Annotated in this window: 8 protein-coding genes and 2 pseudogenes; 2 read left to right on the forward strand and 8 right to left on the reverse strand. The window is 68.7% G+C overall.

What is annotated here, in order from left to right:
- Positions 1-566 precede the first annotated feature (566 nt).
- Positions 567-995 (forward strand): annotated as a pseudogene (locus tag ACZ37P_RS37630) (pPIWI_RE_Y domain-containing protein); the annotation flags it as partial.
- Between the two features lie 131 nt (positions 996-1,126).
- Positions 1,127-3,682 carry an RNaseH domain-containing protein gene (locus ACZ37P_RS37635; protein WP_467350963.1) on the forward strand — a complete coding sequence of 852 codons (2,556 nt, stop codon included), beginning with the start codon at positions 1,127-1,129 and terminating at the stop codon, positions 3,680-3,682.
- A 125-nt stretch (positions 3,683-3,807) separates the two neighbouring features.
- On the opposite strand, the gene ACZ37P_RS37640 is transcribed toward ACZ37P_RS37635, so the two are convergent.
- The 8 genes and pseudogenes from ACZ37P_RS37640 to ACZ37P_RS37675 form a co-directional block, all read right to left on the reverse strand.
- Positions 3,808-4,677, reverse strand: coding sequence for a hypothetical protein (locus tag ACZ37P_RS37640; protein WP_467350965.1), 870 nt, complete (start codon positions 4,675-4,677; stop codon positions 3,808-3,810).
- An 88-nt stretch (positions 4,678-4,765) separates the two neighbouring features.
- Positions 4,766-5,455: a restriction endonuclease gene (locus tag ACZ37P_RS37645; protein WP_467350967.1), complete on the reverse strand. Its 690-nt coding sequence runs from the start codon at positions 5,453-5,455 to the stop codon at positions 4,766-4,768.
- A gap of 161 nt (positions 5,456-5,616) precedes the next feature.
- Positions 5,617-7,869 (reverse strand): helicase associated domain-containing protein, encoded by a 2,253-nt coding sequence (locus ACZ37P_RS37650; RefSeq protein WP_467350969.1) that lies wholly within the window; start codon positions 7,867-7,869, stop codon positions 5,617-5,619.
- A gap of 75 nt (positions 7,870-7,944) precedes the next feature.
- Positions 7,945-10,953, reverse strand: coding sequence for an AAA family ATPase (locus ACZ37P_RS37655; protein ID WP_467350971.1), 3,009 nt, complete (start codon positions 10,951-10,953; stop codon positions 7,945-7,947).
- A gap of 1 nt (position 10,954) precedes the next feature.
- Positions 10,955-12,154, reverse strand: coding sequence for an exonuclease SbcCD subunit D (locus ACZ37P_RS37660; RefSeq protein ID WP_467350973.1), 1,200 nt, complete (start codon positions 12,152-12,154; stop codon positions 10,955-10,957).
- Positions 12,155-12,529: 375 nt separating this feature from the next.
- On the reverse strand, positions 12,530-14,353 hold the full coding sequence (locus ACZ37P_RS37665; RefSeq protein ID WP_467350975.1) for an ATP-dependent nuclease: 1,824 nt from the start codon (positions 14,351-14,353) through the stop codon (positions 12,530-12,532).
- 294 nt (positions 14,354-14,647) lie between these two features.
- Positions 14,648-14,869 (reverse strand): annotated as a pseudogene (locus ACZ37P_RS37670) (response regulator transcription factor); the annotation flags it as partial.
- A 732-nt stretch (positions 14,870-15,601) separates the two neighbouring features.
- Positions 15,602-19,822, reverse strand: coding sequence for a hypothetical protein (locus tag ACZ37P_RS37675; protein WP_467350977.1), 4,221 nt, complete (start codon positions 19,820-19,822; stop codon positions 15,602-15,604).
- Between the last annotated feature and the right edge of the window lie 36 nt (positions 19,823-19,858).

Consider the following 19,858-nt stretch of genomic DNA (forward strand, 5'->3'; position numbering starts at 1 on the left):
GGGGGCGGAGAGCCTGGCGGCTCTTCAGTTGGCCTGGCGGCCAACTACAGGCCTGACGGCCCGTTAGGTGACGCGTCGTCATGCCTGGCGGCATGACTATGTGTTGGCTTGGTTGGCCCTGACGGGCCAACAGGAACAGCCAGGGCGGGGCCTGGCGGCCCCGCTGTCGCGTGTTCGAGGTGTCATGCCTGACGGCATGACGGTGGGGTTCGAGTGGTTGAGGTTCCCTGCCCTGGCGGGCAGGGGTTGGTGTGTGCGGCGCCTGCGGCGCCGTGATGTCGTAAGGGTTTGTTAGACAGTTATCCGGTTCCCCTCCCCTCTGGGGGTGCCAGGACTAGGGGGCTTTGGCCCTGACGGGCCGACAGAACTGGGTAAAGCGGGGCCTGATGGCCCCGCATCATGCCTGCCGGCATATCCGATTTCTTGCGGTGCCCCGCTGCCGCGGGGCCCGTCTTCGTTGGTTTTCGGGGGCGTTGTCAGACCCGGCGTGTAGGTTCCGGAAGTTGTTGGCCCGTCTGGAATGGCCCCGAATACCACTGGTGAGGGGGGTAGAGGGGTGATGAGCTGTGCCTGAAAGTCAACATGTTGCTGCTCGGAGGATCATTACTGCTGCTCTGCGGGCCGGTGCGGCGTGGATCCACCGGGTTGAGGAGCCTCGTGCGTGGCGGGAGCTGTCGCGTATGCACGGGGTGCTCTTGTCGAGTCTGCCGGTGGGGGCCGGTCCTTCGACGCCTGCCGAGATGATCGACTTGCTGCCGGTGCGCCTGCGGGAGTGGGTTCCTTTGGCGTGGGGCGAACTGCCTTCTGTGATGGGCGATTTGGTTGTCCTGACGGACAACGGTGAGCTGACCGAGGAGGCCTTCGAGGCGGGGATGAACTATCTGGAGGCCCTGTATGGGGACGACGGGTACTTCGATCTCGGTGGGACGTGGCTTCCGGCGTGGGTTCGGCAGACAGCTGAGCAGACGGAGCGGGCTGCCTTTCGGCACATCCGCTCCGGCGGGCAGGCCGGCTATGTGGCGGCGCGGACGATGCTGACCGAGGTGCCGTACGGCGCGGAGCGGGCGTTGGCCGCGGGCGCCTGTTCACCCTGTCCTTCCCGCTGGATGACCGGCTGCTGGGCACAGTGCATGTCTATCCGCAGGACAAGGCGTTCGCTCCGGCCTGGCGGCGGCTGCCCAGGCCGCGGGGCAAGGACGCCGTGCAGCCGATCGCGTCCCTGCAGACGGCAGCGCGCGCCGTGACCGGTGAGCGGCTGGTGTTCACCAACCCCGACCGGCCCGCCAGGACCGGCCGCTGGGCCGGGCAGAGCGTGATCGTCACGCCCGGGCCGCTGGACGGGGCCGTGGTGCGCACCCTGATGCGGGAGTGGGAGACGCGGCTGGACGGGCATGAGGGCCGCGACACCCTCGCCGCCTTGCTGCAGCTGTCCGATGACGGGTCCCAGCCGCTCAGTTCGCTGCTGCACCGCGACACCACGGGGCGGATCACCGGTCCCCGCTGGGCGTTTCGGGTGGCCGGATGGCGGCTGGCGAGCATGCTGGCCGCCCAGCCGCTCCCGCTCGACGAGACCCTGCCCGCGCTGCGGTTCCTCCTCGACAGTGAGGGCGACCTGCTGGCGTGGCAGGCCCCGCTGGTCCACGAGCGGACGTGGACCGACGAGGAGAGCGGCAAACGCCGGCGCATTGCCGGCTACGCCATGGAACGCATCCACATCGAGGTCGGACCCGCCCCGGGCGGAAAGACTCTCATCGCGCATCTGTCGGCGCGGATCTCGCGCGTCGCCACCCACTACAAGGGCATCCGCAACGTCCTGCTGCGCCATCCCGTCAATCCGGACATCATCCTCAAGGCCCCGATCACCACCCGGTGGGAGAAGGGCCCGGACGGGTTCATGCAACCCAAGGCGGTCCGCTACCGCGGGGCGACGGCACAGATCGTCGACGCCTGCGGCGTCGGCCGCCTGCCCCAGCCGCCCCTGACGGGGCTGGACGAACTGACAGAGGTGCGCGGAGTGCACCGCACGGGCAAGCACCCGATCGACAAGGGCGCCGGGGCGATGTTCCACGCCCGGCTCGAGGAACACGCCGCACGCGTCCTCGGCCAGGAACCCGTCGTCTACACCGGGACCCCCATCAAGATCAGCAAGCCGGGCGGGAGCCTGCCGCCCTACGTGCCGGCCGGCAAGATGGCCGGCGCCATGGCAAGTGCACGCCTCGATGCGGTGCGCACCGTCGTGCTGTACGAGTCGGCCGAGTGGCACACGCGGGTGATGGGACAACTGGCCCGCGACTACGCGCGGCCCGAACTGGCCGACCTGCCCGACGAGCAGCCGGTGATCCTGGCACCCGGCTACGAGCTCGTGGCGGTGCGGCTGCCCGAACTGGTCCGCCACGGCAGCCACGACCGCAGCCTGATCCTGAACACCCTGCCCTGGTTCAAGCCCGGTGCCGGGCGGGCGCTGGTCACCGCCCTGTGCGAGACGCGCTATCCCACCGAGCAGGAGAAGGCTGCGGGGGTGACGGACGCCAAGCACGCGCTCAAAGGGCTCTTCGCCGAGCGCGGCATCCCCTCGCAGTTCATCACTATGGACTCCGATCCCGGCGATCCCTACCGGCTGAACACGCCCGAGAAGGTCGCACGAGCCAGGGCCCGCAACGCGGCTCTGCCGGAGCCGGACGTCGCCTACAAGGACGACCACGCGGTGCAGATCGGACTCGGCAGCCTGCACTCCGACTCCGGCATCGTCGACAACCGCCTGGCCGCCACCGCCTTCCATCGCAACGCCAAGGACAGCTCACTGGACCGGGAGGCCGTGGCGGTGGGGCTGTGGACCCGCTACCACCGCTTCGACGAACGTCCCGGCCACCCCCGCAAACCGGCCGTGCTGGCCATCACGCTGGTCGCCATGCGGATGCCGCTGGGCGAGGACGCCTACTGGCCCACCGCCATGTACAGCGACCGCGGCTGGCTCCCCCTAGCCCAGGCCCGGGCCCTGCACCATGCCGGTCCCATCGGCAAAAGAGGGCATCATCTACGGGATGAGCATGGGGGCCCGGACAACGTGCGCACCTACGTGGACGGGGCCTTGGCCGCGCTCAGGAACCAGTTCCCGATCATCGTGTTCGCCGAGGAGCGTGAGCGGATCTGGCCCGGACTGTGCAACGACCGGCTCGGGGACGGCCGTGTGCCCGGGCAGAGTCTGATCTCCCAGGGGTGGGACGTGGCGGTCGTGCGGGTCGGCAACGGGCAGGGTACACCCCAGCCGTCCCGGCGTACCGGCGGCGGGGGCAAGCTGCCGGACAACCCGTTGCAGCCGGTCATGCCGGAGAAGATCCTCTACCGTCACGATCACGGAGACGTGGTGTCCTGGCTTTTTTCCGGGCAGTCCCGCCAGCACGCCGGCGGCCAGCGCACCGGCACCCAGTACACGCGCCGCACGCTGCCCGGCGGTCAACTGGCCCAGATGGGTACCCCGTTCCACGCCATGACCCGCACCGAGTACGTCATCGCCCACCCCGGTGGCTGGCGGGAGGAACAGCTGGCAAGCCTGGCCGCGCGGACCTCGGAGCAGGCTGCCATGTGGGACGGGCGCACCAACCTGCCCGCGCCCCTGCATCTCGCCAAGAGCGCTGATGAGAAGCATCCGGGCTTCGTCGGCCAGGAAGGGCTGAGCGAGTAGGTGTGGTGAGCGGCACGCACGGCGGCTTCCAGGCTTGTACTGGCGCGTGGGTAGTTGGCTGCTGCCGTGCCCCGCCCGGGCTCAAGGTGAGCGGGCCGATGCATCCGCGCCATTGAGTGCTCAGGTTATTCAGGCCGTGCCTTCATCGGGATGGACTGCGTGTCCAGCCGGGCCAGAGCAGGATCGGTCACCCTGCCAGATCCAAGTGCTGCTGCGAGGCTCTCCTCTGCCTCGGTGCGTGCTGCTACACCCACGTAGATCAGGGTGATCAGTAGAGGAAAGGTGAGAAGGGACCAGGGACTCCAACGGATCGCTGTCACGATGCACACCGCGGCTAGGGGACCGAACATCGCGATGCGGAAGTCCCCTTCGGCCTGGAGCCGATCATGCTCCAGTGCCGCGGGGTCTGATACGCCTCGAAGTCGCCAGAGGATCCCGAACTGGTCTGCTCGCAGCTGCGCGGCCACGTTTTCGACCTCTACGGTGTGGCGGATGGCCCAGTGACGGTCCCAAAGGCTCGCGAGCAGCAGGCCCTCCCAGTCAGCATTTGTCTCGGCTGGGGAGTCGAGTGGGGGGTCGGCTATCAACTGCTCGATCACCTTGCCGCGGAAGGTCTCGTCTTCGGAGAGCCTCTCGGCGAGGCGGGTGACAACCAAGTAGACGATCGCGTCCGTTGCCCTCTTCTCGCGGTTGTGGCCAGGGGTTATAGCTCCAGCTGGTGTACGCCGTATGACGTCTCCGACCGCATAGGTGAGGCTCAGACCGAGCTTGGTGGCAATCACTCCGACGATGTAGGCGCCGACGCTTACCGCGATGCCCGTGGCCACGAGTCCGGTCACATGTGCCAGTCGGTAAACATCGGCGACCATCCCGGACGCTTGGTCAGGTTCGGGTATGCGATGGCCAATGGCAAGCCACAAGGCGAGTAACCAGGTGTATCCCACTGCGAGAGGGGTGCGGATTTCCCGCACTCCCGGTATCAAGGTCACCAGCATGGAGCAAGTGTGATCGGAGTGTACGCGCCCGGAAAGTGGCTGTTCTTGATCCGTGTCGGAGGGGGTCCTGGCCCGTAGCCTCAGCTGGTCACTTGGAGTACGTCTGTTTCCAGCGTGCTCGGTGGCGGGCTTCCCCCTGTCCACGTCCGTTGACTTCGGCCAGAGACAGCAGCGGTGTCCCGTTGTTCCACAGACCAAAGAAGTCACGGTGCAGGGTCAGGATGTGGTGCTTGACCGCGAATGCCTCGGCCTGGGGGCTGAAGCGTGTGGTGGCGACGAAGATGGCCACGTCCGCAGCGAAATGCACCTTCGCTCCCAGCAGATCGCGCACTTCGCGGCTGGCGATCGTCCGGTGGGGTGCGTACCGCTTGCACTGGATCACCATGGTCCGGCCGTCGGGCAGTTGGCCAAGTACGTCGGCTCCGTTGTCGCCGGTCCCGCCCACTCGGCGTACCTGCGTGCAGCCGTCACGGCGGCATAACTCGGCGACCACTTCCTCGAACTCCGTGCCGGACATCGCATCGATGGCAGCCAGCGTCCGCTGCCCGGCTGCGATCTCCTCCTGTCTCCTCCATGCGGTGTCCTTGCTTCGCAGCAGCCGGTTGGTACGCCACAGCCGCCACACCATCCAGCTGATTCCTGCGACGGCAAGCAAGGCACCGAGGTAGAGCAACAACACCGGCCGCAGCAGAACCAGCGCGGCAAGCGCTCCTGCTGCTGCCTTGTTCCGGGCGGCGCGTCGTCTGCGCATCGCCTTGCCCTTGCGTTTGGCCGCCATTTCTGCCCCCTCTTGCACCAGCCAGGATGGATTCCTCCCTGCTGTGCAGTGTGGGCATGTTGAGCGGTCTCGCCAGGGCGCAGTCAGGCCATTGGCTTGAATCTCTCGGCCCCTACCGGCCAGTGGCTGGCTGTTCTCCTCGAGGAGGTGCGTTCGCCTGCTTACAGGCCGAGTTCGGCCAGAGCTGCTTGCCTCTGCGGGCTGAGGCCGGAGCGGCGGCGCAGGTTGCTCAGCCACTGCCCCAGGCGTACGAGGTCGCCTTCGATCTCCTCGATGTGCCGTTGAGGGACGTTGAGATGGCCTTCGCGTGCGTGGAAGGCGCGCGCGGCGGCCAGTCCTCGCTGAAAGGCACGCTCCCGTGCCGTCAGGTGGGTTTCCGGCGCCAGGGGGGTGGATGTGTCGGGCAGTTCGGCCATGCCCAGTTCCTTGAGCAGTGACTTCTGTTCAGGGTGCAGGCGGGCGGAGCGGGCGCGTTGTGACTCAAGCCAGCTCTCTGCCTCGTCGGCGGTCTTGTTGGCTGCGCGGCTTTGGCGGGCGGCGTGGTAGGCGCGTTGCCAGGTGATCGGCCAGGGCGGGTTCCACCACCGGTCCAGGGTGGCAAGGGCGGTGGCGCGGTGGTGGGCGAGAGTTTCGGCGCGGGTGCGCTGGGTGGCCAGCCAGCGGCCGAGGGGGAAGCCGTCGTGGATCTCGTCGACGGGTGCGGCAAGGTGGCCGTGGCGGGCGGCGTATGCGGCGGCGTGGGCCAGCGCGCGGTCGAAGGCCTGCTGGCGGGGGTCCCAGATGATGCCGAGGCGTTCGAGGGCCTGGACGCGTACGGCGTCGAGCATGCCCTTGGTGTGCAGGTGGCGTTGCCAGGTCAGCCAGCGTCCCAGGGGGTAGCCGGCGGGGTCCTCGTAGGTCTGGGGAACGTCGAGGTGGTGGTGGGTGTGGCGGTAGCGGCGGGCTGCGGTGAGGCCGCGGCGCCATTCGGCGCTCTTGGGGGCCAAGACGCGCAGGGACAGGGCGAGGGCGATCTCGTCGGCCTGGGTGGGGCGGTCGAAGCGCAGCCAGGCTTCGGGGTCCTCGGGGGGCATGGTGGGGCGGTGGGTGCGCGGGTCGGACAGGCGGGCGTCGAGGCGGTCGTCGTGGGAGCGCAGGGCCTGGATGGTGCGCCACAGCGGGGTGTAGGCATCCGCGCCGAGGAGGTCGTCGGGGTCTTCTTCGGGGGTGAGGTAGACGGGGACTACGAGGGTGGCTTTCTTGCCGGCTCCGGGGTGCTGGCGCAGGGCGCGGCCGACGGCCTGGACGGTGTCGACGGGGCTGTTCTTGGGGTCGACGAAGACCACCGCGTCGATGTCGGGCACGTCGATGCCCTCCCCCAGTACGCGGGCGTTGGACAGGACGGCCGGTGTGTCGGGGCTGGTGTGGGAGGTGAATTCGAGCAGGAGGCGGCGGCGGATCTGCGGAGTGTGGCTGCCGCTGACCCAGTCCGCCCACAGCCCTTGGGGGCGCAGGGGGTCAGGGAGGGCGGCGGCCGTCTCCGCCAGGGTGGTGGCGAAGGCGCGGGCGTCGGCGACCCGGTGATGGAAGGTCAGGATGCGGCGCAGCTTGTGGTCGTGGATGGCGCGCAGGGCGGCGACCTGACGGCCGGCCAGGTGCAGTCCGTCGACGCCCGCCCCGGCTCCGGTGGCGAGCCAGTCGCGCAGGTCGGTGTCGGTGACGACGGGGACGAGGATCTGGTAGTCGGCGAGCAGCCCGAGATCGATGGCGTCGGAGAGGTTGAGGTGGTAGGCGACGGGACCGAAGAGGTCTTCGTCGTCCATGGAGGCCACCGACTCTGTTCCGTCGCCGTCCGGGGCGTCGTCGGGGTCCCAGATGCGGGGGGTGGCGGTCAGGTAGAGGCGGCGGGCTGCCGGTACCTGGTCGTCGTGGTGGACGGCGGCCCAGGCCTTGCCCAGGCGGCCGGCCGTACGGTGCGCTTCGTCGACGACCACCAGGTCCCAGGAAGGCAGGTGGTGGTCGTGGTGGGCGGCGATGACGGCGGGCAGGGAAGCGTAGGTGACGTAGACGGTGACCGGACCGGGACTGTCCTGTCCGACCAGGGAGGCTAGTTCGGCGGGGTCGGTGGTGAGGGGAACGTCGGCGCCGAGCGGTTCGTGGTCGAGGGCCTGGCGTTGGGAGCACACAGCAATGGCGGTGCCCTTGCGTCCGGCCAGGCTCCAGGACCGGATCGTCTGGGACAGCAGATCCAGGGTCGGCAGCAGCACCAGAACCCGTCCCCGCGGGGCGATGCGGGCGGTGGTGCGGGCAGCGATCAGGGTCTTGCCGGTGCCGCACGCGGCGATCACACTCGCGCGAGGGTGATCGCGGAGCGTGGCGGTCGCGGCGGCGACGGCTTCCTTCTGGTGGGGCCGCAGCTCGATTTCGGAAGCCATGAAGGTGTGCTGCTCCGTGGGGGTCGGCTGGACATTGGGGACGGGGGAATGTGCCCCGCTCTGTCAGGGTGCAGGCTATTCGGCTGCTTCGGTCAGGTGGGCGAGGGTGGATCCGGCAGGGCTTTTACAGACGTGTAGGCGGTGGGTGATGCGGCGGCGCAGTTCGGAGACGTGGCTGATGACGCCGACGGTGCGGTCGTGGGCGCGCAGGGAGTCCAGGACGTCGAGGACCTTGTGGAGGGTGTCTTCGTCGAGGGTGCCGAAGCCCTCGTCGACGAAGAGGGTGTCCAGGGGGTTGCCGCCGGCTTCGTGGGTGACGACATCGGCCAGTCCCAGAGCCAGGGACAGGGAGGCGAAGAAGGATTCACCGCCGGAAAGGGTGTCGGTCTTTCGGGGGCGTCCCGTCCAGGAGTCGGTGATCTCAAGGCTCAGACCGGAGCGCGCGCCGTGGGCAGCTTGGCGGTCGGAGTGAGACAGGGTGTAGCGCCCTTCGGACATGACGTACAGCCGGGTGTTGGCGGCGTTGACGACTTCTTCGAGCCGGGCGGCCAAGACGTAGGCCTCCAGTTGCATGCGCACCCGGGAACTGGGGGAGTTGCCGGTGACGAGTTCGGCCAGGTGCCGGGCGGTGAGGTGTGCCTGCTCGAGCGGTTGCAAGCGTTGGACGGCGTCGCCGAGTTCTGTGGCAAGGGCTGTGAGGGCTTGGCTGCGGGCGTGGGCGGCACTGGTGGCGGCGGCCGCCTCGGCGTGTTGGTCATCCGCGGCGGCCCGTGCAGCCGTGGCGGCGTCGAGGTCGGCGGAAGGCTGCGCGGCGGCCTGTTGCAGTGCCGGGTTGTCCAGGACTGCGGTGTGCGCGGCGCAGGCTTCGCGCCACTGCGCGATCTCTTCTTCGACGGCGCGCAGCTCTTCGTCTTTGAGCAGGGCCTGCTGGGCGAGTGCCAGGGTGTCGAAGCCTTGGTCTTTGACGGCGCGGGTGGCCTGGTCGGTGCGATGCGTGAGGGTCTGGACGGCGGTGGTGAGGCTGCGGGAGGCTTCGGCGGTTTCTTTGAGGCGGTCGGCGGTGCGGGTGAGTTCGTCGGCGTGGGCAGCGACGGTGGGATGAGTACCGCGGGCTGCGGTGAGCTTGACGGTCAGCTCGGTGAGCTGCTGGGTGAGGGTGTCGTAGTGGGCGTTGCGGGCGGACAGGCCGGCCGTGGCGGTGCTGTGCTGCTGGGTCTGGGCCGTGTGTTCGCCGTCGAGCGTGACGAGTTCTTCCTGAACGGTGCCCTGGTCGGCGGCGCGGTCCAGGGCGTCGGTCAACTCCGTGGTGAGTGCGGTGCGCTGGGTTTGGAGTTCGCTCAGTGGGGTGTCGCCGGCTTCTCCGGTGGCGGTGGCGGCCTGTTCGCGGAGCCCATGCAGCACAGCTGCGGCGGCTTCTTGTGTGGTCTTGGCCTTCTCGTGGAGGGCTTCTGCGTCCTGTTCGTCCTGGCGTGTGGGCTGCCCGTCCTGGGGAGCAGCAGGGGCCGGGTGGGTGCAGGATCCGCAGACCGGGCAGGGGGTGTTGTCGGTGAGAGTGGCGGCGAGTTCGGCAGCCATGCCTTCGGTGCGTCGGCGGCGGATGGTGAGGTACTCCTGGCCGGTCCGGCTGGTGGACGTTTGTGCATCGGCCAGCTGCTGTTCGGCCTTGGTGATCTTGGTGAGGTGTGCGTCGCGGCGTCTGGCGGCTTCGAGACGGGTCTTGAGGCTGTCCAGGGCGCTCTGGTGCTGGCGGCCTTCATCTTCGGCCTGGCGGGCGGCTTCTCGCCGAGCTTCGAGGGTGCGGCGCCGGGAGGGCTCTGCTTCGAGCCAGTCCTGGGCTGTTCGTTGCTGGGTGGTGAAGTCCTGCCGTTCGGCGTCGGTGCGCTCCAGCGCGGTGGTCAGCTCACGGACGGTGTCTTCTTCGGGGATGAGGGCGGCCAGGACGGCCGCTTCGGCACGAAGACGCTGCTCAGCGGATTCCAGTTGGCCAGCGTCCAGGTCTTTGTGCTCGGGCAACAGGCGCTCGCGGGCGCTGTGTTCGTCGCTCTGGGCGCGGGTGTGGTCGTCTGCGGCGGTGTCTGCGGCGTGCAGCAGCGGTGCTGCCTGCTGGGCGCGGCGGGCCTGGTCGCGGCGCTGGACAAGCGTGTCCTGGTGCGGTGTCTGTTCCTGGAGCAGGTCGAGTTGCTGCCGGGCGCTGGTGTAAGTGGCTTGCTGCTGGTGGAGTTCGCGGGCTGCGGCTTCACGGGTCTGCTGCCCGGCCAGGTTCTCCTTGGCTGTTGTGGCTGCCTGGAGTGTCTTGGCGTGGTCGGTGCGGCTGGCACGGAGGAGATCCTCGGCCCAGGCGCGGGCGGGCTCGGTGAGGGTGTGCGGGTCGTCGGGGGTGGGTGGCGTGTATTGGGTTTCCAGGTCGGGTCCGGCTGCCTGGTGGATGCGTTCGGCCAGGCGCAGCACGTCGTCACGGGCGGCGTCGCGGTTCTTCTCGGTGCTGCGGCTGTGGTCGTTCAGCCAGCGCTCGATGAAGGAGAAGCGGCCGGTGCGGAAGAGCTTGCCGAGGAGGTCTCGTCGGCCGTGGGCGTCGGCGTGGAGGAACTTGGTGAATTCGTTCTGCGGCAGTAGGACGACCTGGCAGAACTGGTCCCGGCTCATGCCCAGCAGGTCGGTGACCTCGACGGCGGCTTCCTGGTGGGACTTGCTGGAAGGTTCCCAGTGGCCTTGGCCGTCGGCGTCGACGGCCCATTCGCTGAGGCGGGTTTCTGCCTTCTGGGTGGTCTCGCCTTCACCGGACCGTTTGGGACGCATCTGGGCGGGGATCCGGTCGATGCGCAGACGGCGGCCTGCGAGGGTGACCTCGAGGGTGACTTCGGTGAGGAGGTCGGCGGGGGCGTGGTGGCTGCGCAGCAGCAGGTCGCGGTCGCCTGGTGGTTTGCCGTAGAGGGCGAAGCAGATGGCGGCGAAGATGGTGCTCTTGCCGGCTCCGGTGTCACCGTGCAGGAGGAACAGACCGTCGGCGGACAGGGCGTCGAAGTCGATGGTGTGGGTGCCGGCGAAGGGTCCGAAGGCCTGCAGGCGCAGGGTGTGCAGGCGCATGTCAGACGGTTTCCTTCTGCTGTTCGTTCAGGCGGGAGGCTTCGACGGCCTGCTGGAGCAGGTTGTGTTCGTCCGGGGTGGGGCCGGTGCCGCGCATGTTGTGGATGAAGTCGCTGGCGATGTCGAGGTCGCCGCGGTCGCGGATGCGCTGACTGTAGGTGGGGGTGTCTGTGGCCTGGGCGGGGATCAGGGCGGGCTTGTGCTTGAGGCTGGCGGTGTGAGGGAAGCGGCGGCGCAGGCGGGCCATGGCCTCGAAGGGCAGGGCGGTGTCGGTGAGGGTGACCTCGAGCCAGGCGTCCTTCAGCGGCTCGTGGTCGGGGTTGGTCAGGAGGTCTTCCATGAAGCCAGTCACGCGCTCCAGGCGCAGCGGCACGGGGCAGAGCCGGCGGGTGAGGGTGGGGACGGCATCGGGTGTGAGGTCCACCAGGGTGATCGATTTGGTGTGGCGCGCTTCGGAGAAGGAGTAGGCCAGCGGGGAGCCGCTGTAGTGGATGCGGTCGGTGACGCGCTGGGGGCCGTGGAGGTGGCCCAGGGCCACGTAGTCGATCCCGTGGAAGACATCGGCTCCGACGTGGGCGACGCCGCCCACGGCGATTTCGCGTTCGCTCTCAGCCTCCTCGCTCTCTTCGCGTTCCTCGGGCTGGCCAGTGCCAGAGGTGACGAAGGCGTGTGCGAGGACCACAGACCGGGTGCCGGCCGGCTGGTTGTTGGTGAGGTCGGCGTGGATGCGGTCCAGGGCTGCGGTCAGTACGGCGCGGTGGGATACGGCTTCGGCTTCCAGGCGCTCGCGGACCATCGACGGTTCGAGGTAGGGGATGCCGTACACAGCGACGGGGCCGTCGGCGTCTTCAAGGATGACCGGGATGTCGCAGGCGTCCGGGTTGGTTCTCAGGTGGATTCCCGCCCGGGCAAGGAGGCCGGATCCAACGCCGAGGCGGTGCGCGGAGTCGTGGTTTCCGCTGATCATGATGATCGGCACGTTGAGGTCGGCGAGTTGGTGCAGGGCGCGGCTGAAGAGGCGCACGGCGTCCAGGCTGGGGATAGCCCGGTCGTAGATGTCTCCCGCTACGAGGATCGCGTCGGCATTCTCGGTTCGGGCGGTGTCGACCAGGTGATCGAGGAAGGCACCCTGGGCGGGAATCAGGTCTTCTGTGTGGAACCGGCGGCCCAGGTGCCAGTCCGAAGTGTGCAGAAACCGCATGAGCACAGACAGTAACTACAGAGAGAGTGGTTACGGATGGTTTTCCTGATAAACGGGCGCAGCAACGGAAGTCGTGACGCAACGTGCAACGTGAGGTTTTCGGCGTTTTGTTCCGACAATGGGCGGGGTGCCGCCACCGGGTGATTGTCAGTGGCAGGGGGCAAGATGTGCGGTGGGGGAAGGAGGATGTGATGTCGTTGTCGCGTTCTACCAGCAGTGAATCCGTGGCGGCGCCGAGCGGGTGCCGCTGGTGCGGGATCGAGGCACGAGGTCACGGCCGGCAACATGCGGCGGGAGTGGGCTGGCATGCATGGACGGCCCCGACACTGCAACAGCGCAAGAAGCGCATGCTGCAGCGCCGTGCCAGCCGAACGGTCATGAAGCCAGGGCCTGAATGTCCCTGAAAGCGTCCTGCAGCTGTGCCGGGACGTCCTCGGCCCTGGTGAGGGTGGTCACCAGCGAGTAGAGCATGTCGTCCTTGCCGTCGGGGCTCGTCCGCTCGGCACCCTCTTTGATCATGGCCAGAACACTGCCGCTGAACTTCCCGCCTCGGTGCGCGGCGAAGTCCTCGGCGGCCCATTGTCTGCCTTCGGGACGCGGCCAGTGCGTATTGGCAGCTGCGGCCCACTGGAGGTCGGCAAAGAGTTCCTCGAGTTCGTTGAAGCCGTCGGCCTCGCCAACGTAGGTGACCTGGGTTGCCAGGTCGAGTCCGGTCCGGATGAGCCGTTCGGTCTTGAAGTGCTTGTTGGTGCGGCTGTCGGCGTCGACCATCAGCATGACCGTGCGGCGGTTCTTGACGAGGTAGCCGGCCAGGTGGAGGGCCCCTTCGTTGTTGCCGCAGGCCCACAGGGCGATACCGGCCGCCTGAAGGGACAGGCCCTGGGAGAGGCGGAACAGCAGCGGCAGGCACTGCTGTTCGGTGGGGCCTTCCACGGCAAGGAAGCAGCGCTCGTGCAGTAGGACGGAGTTGCGCAGTCCCACAGCGGCGGCGATCTGCCCGAGGTGGAAGTCGACGCCGTCATGGGATTCGTCCGCCAGGCGCTCGACGACGGTGCGGCCTCTGTCGCCGAGACGGAGGTGGACGACATCGGCGATGTCGACACCGTCGATGAGGTTCATGGAGTGGGTGGCGACCACCACGCTGACATGAGGCAGGGCGCACTGCTTGCGAATGATGTCCATCACGGTGCGCTGGTGGCGGTAGTCGAGGTGGGTGTCGGGCTCGTCGTAAACGACGATGGTCTGCGTCGGCTCCTGCTCGTCCTCCTCCCCTGCGACGGCGAGTTCGCTGTGCTCAAGGAGGTTGCTGGTCCACTCCCACACGGCGAGCGCGATCCGGCGGCTGCTTCCCTGCCCTGAGCGGGTCAGGTCGACCGGTTCGCCGTCGGCCTTGGAGACCTCCAGCGGAGCGCGTTTGAAGCCCCCTTTGAAGGAGACCTCAGGCTTGACCTGTACGCCGACGAACTCGTGGCAGTGTCGGCGGATGTGCTGGCACAGGGAGTCGGCTTCCTTCTCCAGGCGTTGGGTGATCTCCGCCTCGATCTCCCGTACCCGCCCCTGCAGAGTGTCGTCTTCCAGGTAGGTCTCGTAGCAGCTGTTCAGGGCAGTGCGCACAGCGTCGTCCGGGCGCTCGTCCTTGCCTCCGAACGACAGCAGTCGGGGCAGCCGCTCCTGGAGCGCCTTCGGAAGGGCCTGCCACTGCTCCACCCTGGGTGCTGTGGCGGCGTAGTCGGTGACGGCCTGCAGCAGGTCATCCTTCAGGGCCCCTGCAGGGGCCAGGGAGAACTCGGCCACCAACTCCGCCAGTTCGCCCTTCAGCAGCCTGGCCACGTCATGCAGCCTGCTGTCGGCCGGACGGGAACCGTAGTACTCCCACCGGGCCGTCTGGCCTCCTTCGGCAATGCGGCGGATCCGCACGGTCTGCGGCAGGACGGTGGCAGCCTGCTCACCGGCGTCCAGCGTGAAGACGCCCTCCGCCCATGTCTCGGAGCAGCGGCCGCCTGGGGCGTCTCCCGCCTGCTGGTAGGTACGGTCCTCGTCCGTCAGACGATGGCGTCCCAGGAGGAAGGCCAGCGCTGCCAGTACGGCACTCTTGCCGCCGTCATTGCGGCCGGCCAAGATCGTCGGGCTACTGACGGGAACGTCCTCCACATAGGCTAGGGAACGGAAGCCGCACGCGGAGAAACGAGTGAGGTACACGGTCGAGCTGCTCCGAATCTCCCTCTCCGGGGAGGGCGTGACACGCGAGTGATATCCGTACGGGTGAGGTACATGAGCACCTGGAACGGACCGTCATCCTAGGGGCACAGACGGCAACAGCCGGGCGGTTCACGCCAATTGCCACCGTGTGCCCTCTCCCCCATCGGTGATCGAAGCCCGCGATCCGTGGGTGCCTGCCGCAGATTCGACTGCGAGCGATCCGGCTTCATCCGGAGCCAGTGGCGTGCCGTGGCTCCGGCATGCGCGTCATGGATTCCGGCCGCTCGTGTTGGGCTACTGATGCGGTTTCACCAACCCGCTCTGGTAGGCGACGACGACGAGTTGGGCGCGGTCGCGCGCGTGCAGTTTCGTCATCGCGCGTTGGATGTGGCTGCGTACGGTCAGTGGGCTCAGAACCAGTTGCTCGGCGATCTCGGCGTTGGACTTTCCGTACGCGGCCAGAGCGGTGACTTCACGTTCGCGGTCGGTCAGGGCTTGGACGGCGTCGGGTAGCGCGAGGAAACTGGCCGTGTGCGTGGTACGTCTGCCACTCGTCTCGGCCCTGCAAGTCCAAGGCGCCCACGGACAGCGGGCGCTTAACCTCCTGCTGGACGCCGCCCGCGTCCTGAACGATCCCGCTGTCTTCCATGCCCCCTACGAGATGGCGCAGTCGTGCCTGCGGGGTGCTCTGGACAGTGTTCAGTTCGTAGTGGATGCCGGTGGAGCGCAGCAGTTTGCCCGGTGGCCCCGTACCGGCGCAGCACCGTCGCACAGGGCCTCACCGGCTTCTTGGTCGTTAGATCGGTCCAGGCAGCAGTCCAGGTCTGTCACATCGTCAATGCCCGCATACGGCCCGGCGAGGCGCACTTGCACCCCGCCGGGCCAGAAGCGCCGCACCGAGCAGGACCTCGGCGCGCTGCTCCCACGGTTGCCGCGAGTGGTGGGACGACGAGTGCTTTGCCGGGGCACAGCCAGGTGATGCGGCCGTGGTGCTGGATGGAGTGAGCACGGCGACGGTGAGCAGTACGGATCCGACGACCAGTCGTGCGCCGTACGGTACGTGGATGCGTGGGAGACGGACCATGATTGATGAGCCGTCAGGGTGGTCGTTGTAAGACTGCTGTTCCTGCTCGCTTGGTTTGAGGAGTTCCATGTCTGCTCCCTGGCATCGGCCCCTCGAAGGAGGGGCGTTCACCACAAGCGCCACGAACAGTGCCGCGGGTGACGGGACCTGGGAGATTTTTTCGGTCAGTTCGTCAGATCCTTGAGCGGCACTGCGGTCGGGGCGCTCAGCGACCAGGTGCTGGCCGCGTCGCGTGTGATATCTTGTTCGATCGCGCCGGAAGGGCAGCAGTCGGGGTCTTCAGGCGCGTATACGGGTGCGTAGGCGTGGAGTTGGCCGCCTGTGACCCGCAGGCGCTTCCACTCGCCATCCGCCCGCAGGGCGATACGGCCTTGTTCGACGACGGCGAGCGAGACGATGGGCCGCGGGTTCTGAGCACTGAGCAGGACCGCGAGTGCCGATCCGCCGCCGGGCGTCGGCACGGTGGCCACATGGATGACGCCGAAGCCGGCTTTGGCGGCGGTGCCCACCACCGGATTCCAGACTTCGCCGGATCGGTGGTAGACGGTGATCTCGGCAGTGTCGATCGTAAATTCTTTGTTGACGGTGGGTTTTGGCTGCACCCATGCGTACCCGTCCCCGAACAGTGCGCAGGTGCCCTTGGCGCCCTTGAGCAGCACCTTGCAGTTGCCCGTCTTGCCTGTCGCGATTCCCGGGCCGGTGGTAGGCACCAGTGACGGCTGGAGCTTTTGTGTCGGACTCGGTTTCGCCGAGGGAGCAGTCGGGCCGGCAAGCATCGCTCGGCAGACCGGTCGGGCCTGGAATCCGTCCGCGCCGTATGCGCGCCATTCGGCAGGTGTGAGGTCGCGGCCGACGCTGAGGCATAGCTCGGCGGTCCAGTCGGCGGGGTCGGCGAGCCAGGTCTCGGGCGGCCCGAAGTCCGTGCTGATCCCGAGAACTCCGGCCAGGTACCGTCCGGTCGGGTCGGTGGTGAGGCGCAGGGCCTGATGGTCGGCGTCGCTGGGGATCGCGATGGGCACGAAGCCGCCGACTCGGTGCAGGGTGCGCATGCTGTAGAACGCGAGTCCGTTCGAGGTAGAGACGGCGAGCAGCTGGGCGCGGGGCAGGACGGCGACGCCGTAGGCGACGTTCGCCGGGCTCAATGTCGCCAGCAGCTGGCCGTTCATCGTCCAGACGTCGACCTTGCCCTCGTAACCGGCGGTGTAGATCCGGGCGTTGCTGGCCGTGATGCCGAGGACGCCGCCCGGGTGGGCGGCGTGCGGGCCGCTGACCCGGGTCAGGTTTCGGGCGTGCAGGAACCAGACGGCGTTCTGCTGTGTCTCCTTGGCGACGTTCTCCGGCGCGGTGCCGACCACTACCGTGGAGCCGTCAGGGGTGACGGCAAGCGACTGGATGAAGCCGGGGACGTCGGCAGAGGCCACGGGACGCCAGGTGCGCGTGTCCCATTCGGTGACCGGGCCGCTGTTCCAGCAGGCGGTGATCAGACGGCTGCCGTCGGGGGTGAACGCGATCGCCCGAACGCCATTGCACTGCGCGGTTGCGGCTGCCAGCTGGGGAGTGGGCAGTACCTTGCGGGCGGCGATGTCGACAATGTCCACGTCGGTGCCCCCATCGGGGGCCGAGCGCCAGTCCGCGACGGCGGCCAGTTCACGGCCGTGGGCCCGAGTGACGGCGAGGGAACGGGATGCCGCGGTGTGCAGTTCGGCGAGGACGGTGGAGTGGCTGAGGTCGCCGCCGCGGGCGGGATAGCGGGTGAGGTTGCCCGCGTTGTCGGTCGTGAACAGTGCACCCGACGCGTCGTACGCCATCGCAGTGGCAGTGGCTGACACCTGGGGTCCTGCCGCCAGCGGATCACGGTCCAGCGCCCACTGGTAGACGGTACCGCCGCTCGCGGTGAGCAGGGTGTCACCGGCCTCGTTGAACGCGACGGGACCGCCGTCGCCGGCGTAGGAGGAAGAGGCATCGGTGAGATCGTCGCGGTCCAGCAGGTGGACGGAACTGCCGGACTGCACGGCGACCAGCAGGGCGGATGAGGTGATCGCGGTGACATCGTGGGAGGCAGTGTTGCCGACAGGGAAGGGCGCCGTGTCCTCGCCGGTGACCGGGTCCCAGGCCTGCAGCCCCTCAGGAGTGCCGATCAGCAGGCGGTCGTGGTCCTGCTCGTCGATCAGCGGTTTCACCACGGCGAGCGTGGCGATGCCGCCGTGCTGACCGGGGTGCAGTTCTACGGGGCGCGGTGCGGTCGGGTTTGTCGCGTCCATGCGGTAAAGGTAGCCCTTGGGGCGCGAGTACCTGGGGTCGCTGACGGTGCCCGCGTAGAGGGTGCGGCCGTCCGTCGAATACGCCAGGCCGCGGACCGTGCCGCTCAGACCGGAGAAGCGGGGCGCGCGTATCTCGCCCTGGCTGCTGAAGAGTTGCACGCCACCGTCGGCGTAGCCGAGTGCCACGGTGGAGCCGTCCGGGCTGAACGCCGCCGAGTCGACCACCGATTCGGTGCTGGTCTCAGCACCCGCGGGGAGTTCGTTGCGGCCGGAAAGCCGCCCGTCCGCGCCCAGTTGCCAGAGCGTGGCGCCGTCGGTGCCCCCGACCACCAACTGCCCCGGCACGGTCGGGCTGACTGCGAGCGTCAGGATCCGGCCGCCTTCCGCCTGGTCGGCCTCGTATACGGGTTTGCCGGTCGCGGTGTCCCAGGTGCGCAGTACGTCGTCGACACCCGCGGTGACGCTGTACTGGTGGCCGCCGACCGTGACGAGGGCCGCACCGGTCGCGGCGCCGCTGTGGGCGGCCAGTGTGTGGGTGAGGGTGCCTGCCTTGGCGACGGCGTTCAGTACGGCACCCTGAGTCCGCTCGGAGGGCTGCTGAGCGTTGCTCTGCAGCGCCAGCAGGCTGCCGAGTGGCGGGTTCACCGTGTCCTTCGCGTTCGCCTGCTGTACGAGAGCGGCCACCATGCGGTCACGGCGGTCGGCGACGTTGCTGCGGTGGACGGCGTACAGCCCAAGTAATGCTGTCAGCGCGGTGCAGGCCGCGATCGCCAGTCCGGTGGTGAGGATGCGCCGGCGGTTGAGGCTCCGGGCGGCGCGGCGGGCGGTCGTCACGTCGGGTGCCCAGTGCACGTCCACGATGTCCGGGATGGCGTGGCCAGCGAGGGAGGCCCGGTTGGCGCTGGGGACGATAGCGGTGAACGGGCCTTTGCCGGCCAGCGCAACGAGCTTTTCCGGTACACCCGCGACCGGGCCGACGGTGCCGTTGCGGTCCACGGCGCCGGTCATTGCGGTCTGGTTACGGAGCAGGCGGAAGGCGTTGCCCGGCTTGAGCCGCCGCCGGGCACCCGCCGCGTGGTCGAACAGTTCGTGGAGTGCCACCGCGAGGGCCAGGCCGAGCGAGTTGCCACGCACCCGCAGGTAGGGATCGCCATCCAGAGTCAGTGACCAAAGCACGCACAGGTCCTGGCGCGGGCCCCCAGCGTGGGTCCACGCCTCGGTGAGCGCTCCTTGAAACGCTGTGTCGGCGGCGGCGAAGAACCCCATCGTGCGGGGGTCGGGGAACAGCCCCGCCGGGCCGCCTGGCATTACCTCGACCGTCAACGTGGCGAGGCTTCCTGCAGACGGGGTGCTGCTGCCCGGCGCCGCGCCCACTTCGGCGCCCACCAGCAGGACCCCCACGCTCTGCCGGTGCCGGGTGAGCAGTTCTGGGTGCGCGAGCAGCAGGGCGTGCACGGCGACCAGAGCCGTGTAGGGCAGGTCGGTACCCGGCCGGGTAGCCAGTGCGGCGATCAGGCTGCGCAGGCCTTGGGAGGCGCCGCCGGGCAGGTGGGGCGGGACGGGGGTGGTGAGCGTGTCGCCGGAAGGGAGCGGGGCGACGGCCCGCCAGTGGTCCACGATGCGGTCGAGTCGCCGAGCCGCCGCCGCGGGAGGCGGGGCGAGAGCTGGGTCGGGTGACGAATCCAGTGGGGCGGCTTCGTGCAGAGCCAGCGCGGTCTCGGCCAACACTGCTGCGGTGGCTGCGAGTTCGGGGCCGGTCGCCCCGCGGCGCACGCCGGTGAGGCCGGAGGGATACGACAGGACGTCAGCGGCATACCCGATCGCGTACTGAAGGGTTTGCTGGTCCGGCTCATCGGCCTCCGGACCGCTCAGGGCCGCCGCCAGGGCCGGAAGCAGGTCCGGGCGTCGCGCCAGCGCCTGGGAGCACGCGTGCCACCACAAGGCGCGGCGGCCGACGAGTTCCGAGAGGGCCGCATGTCGGGCCTGGCGGGTCTCAAGGCTCTCCACCGCGGCCAGCGCGTCACTCGCGCCCGCGCCGCCTGTGTCACCGCCGGCTCCGGTCGTACCGCTGGTCCCCGCCTGTTGCCTCGCTCCCGCCGGCGTCTCCAACTCACGCTTGAACAAACGGTTTTCCCCCCGCCGCTCTCGTCCCGGCGGTCA

It is taken from the genome of Streptomyces sp. NPDC024632 (assembly GCF_055559175.1).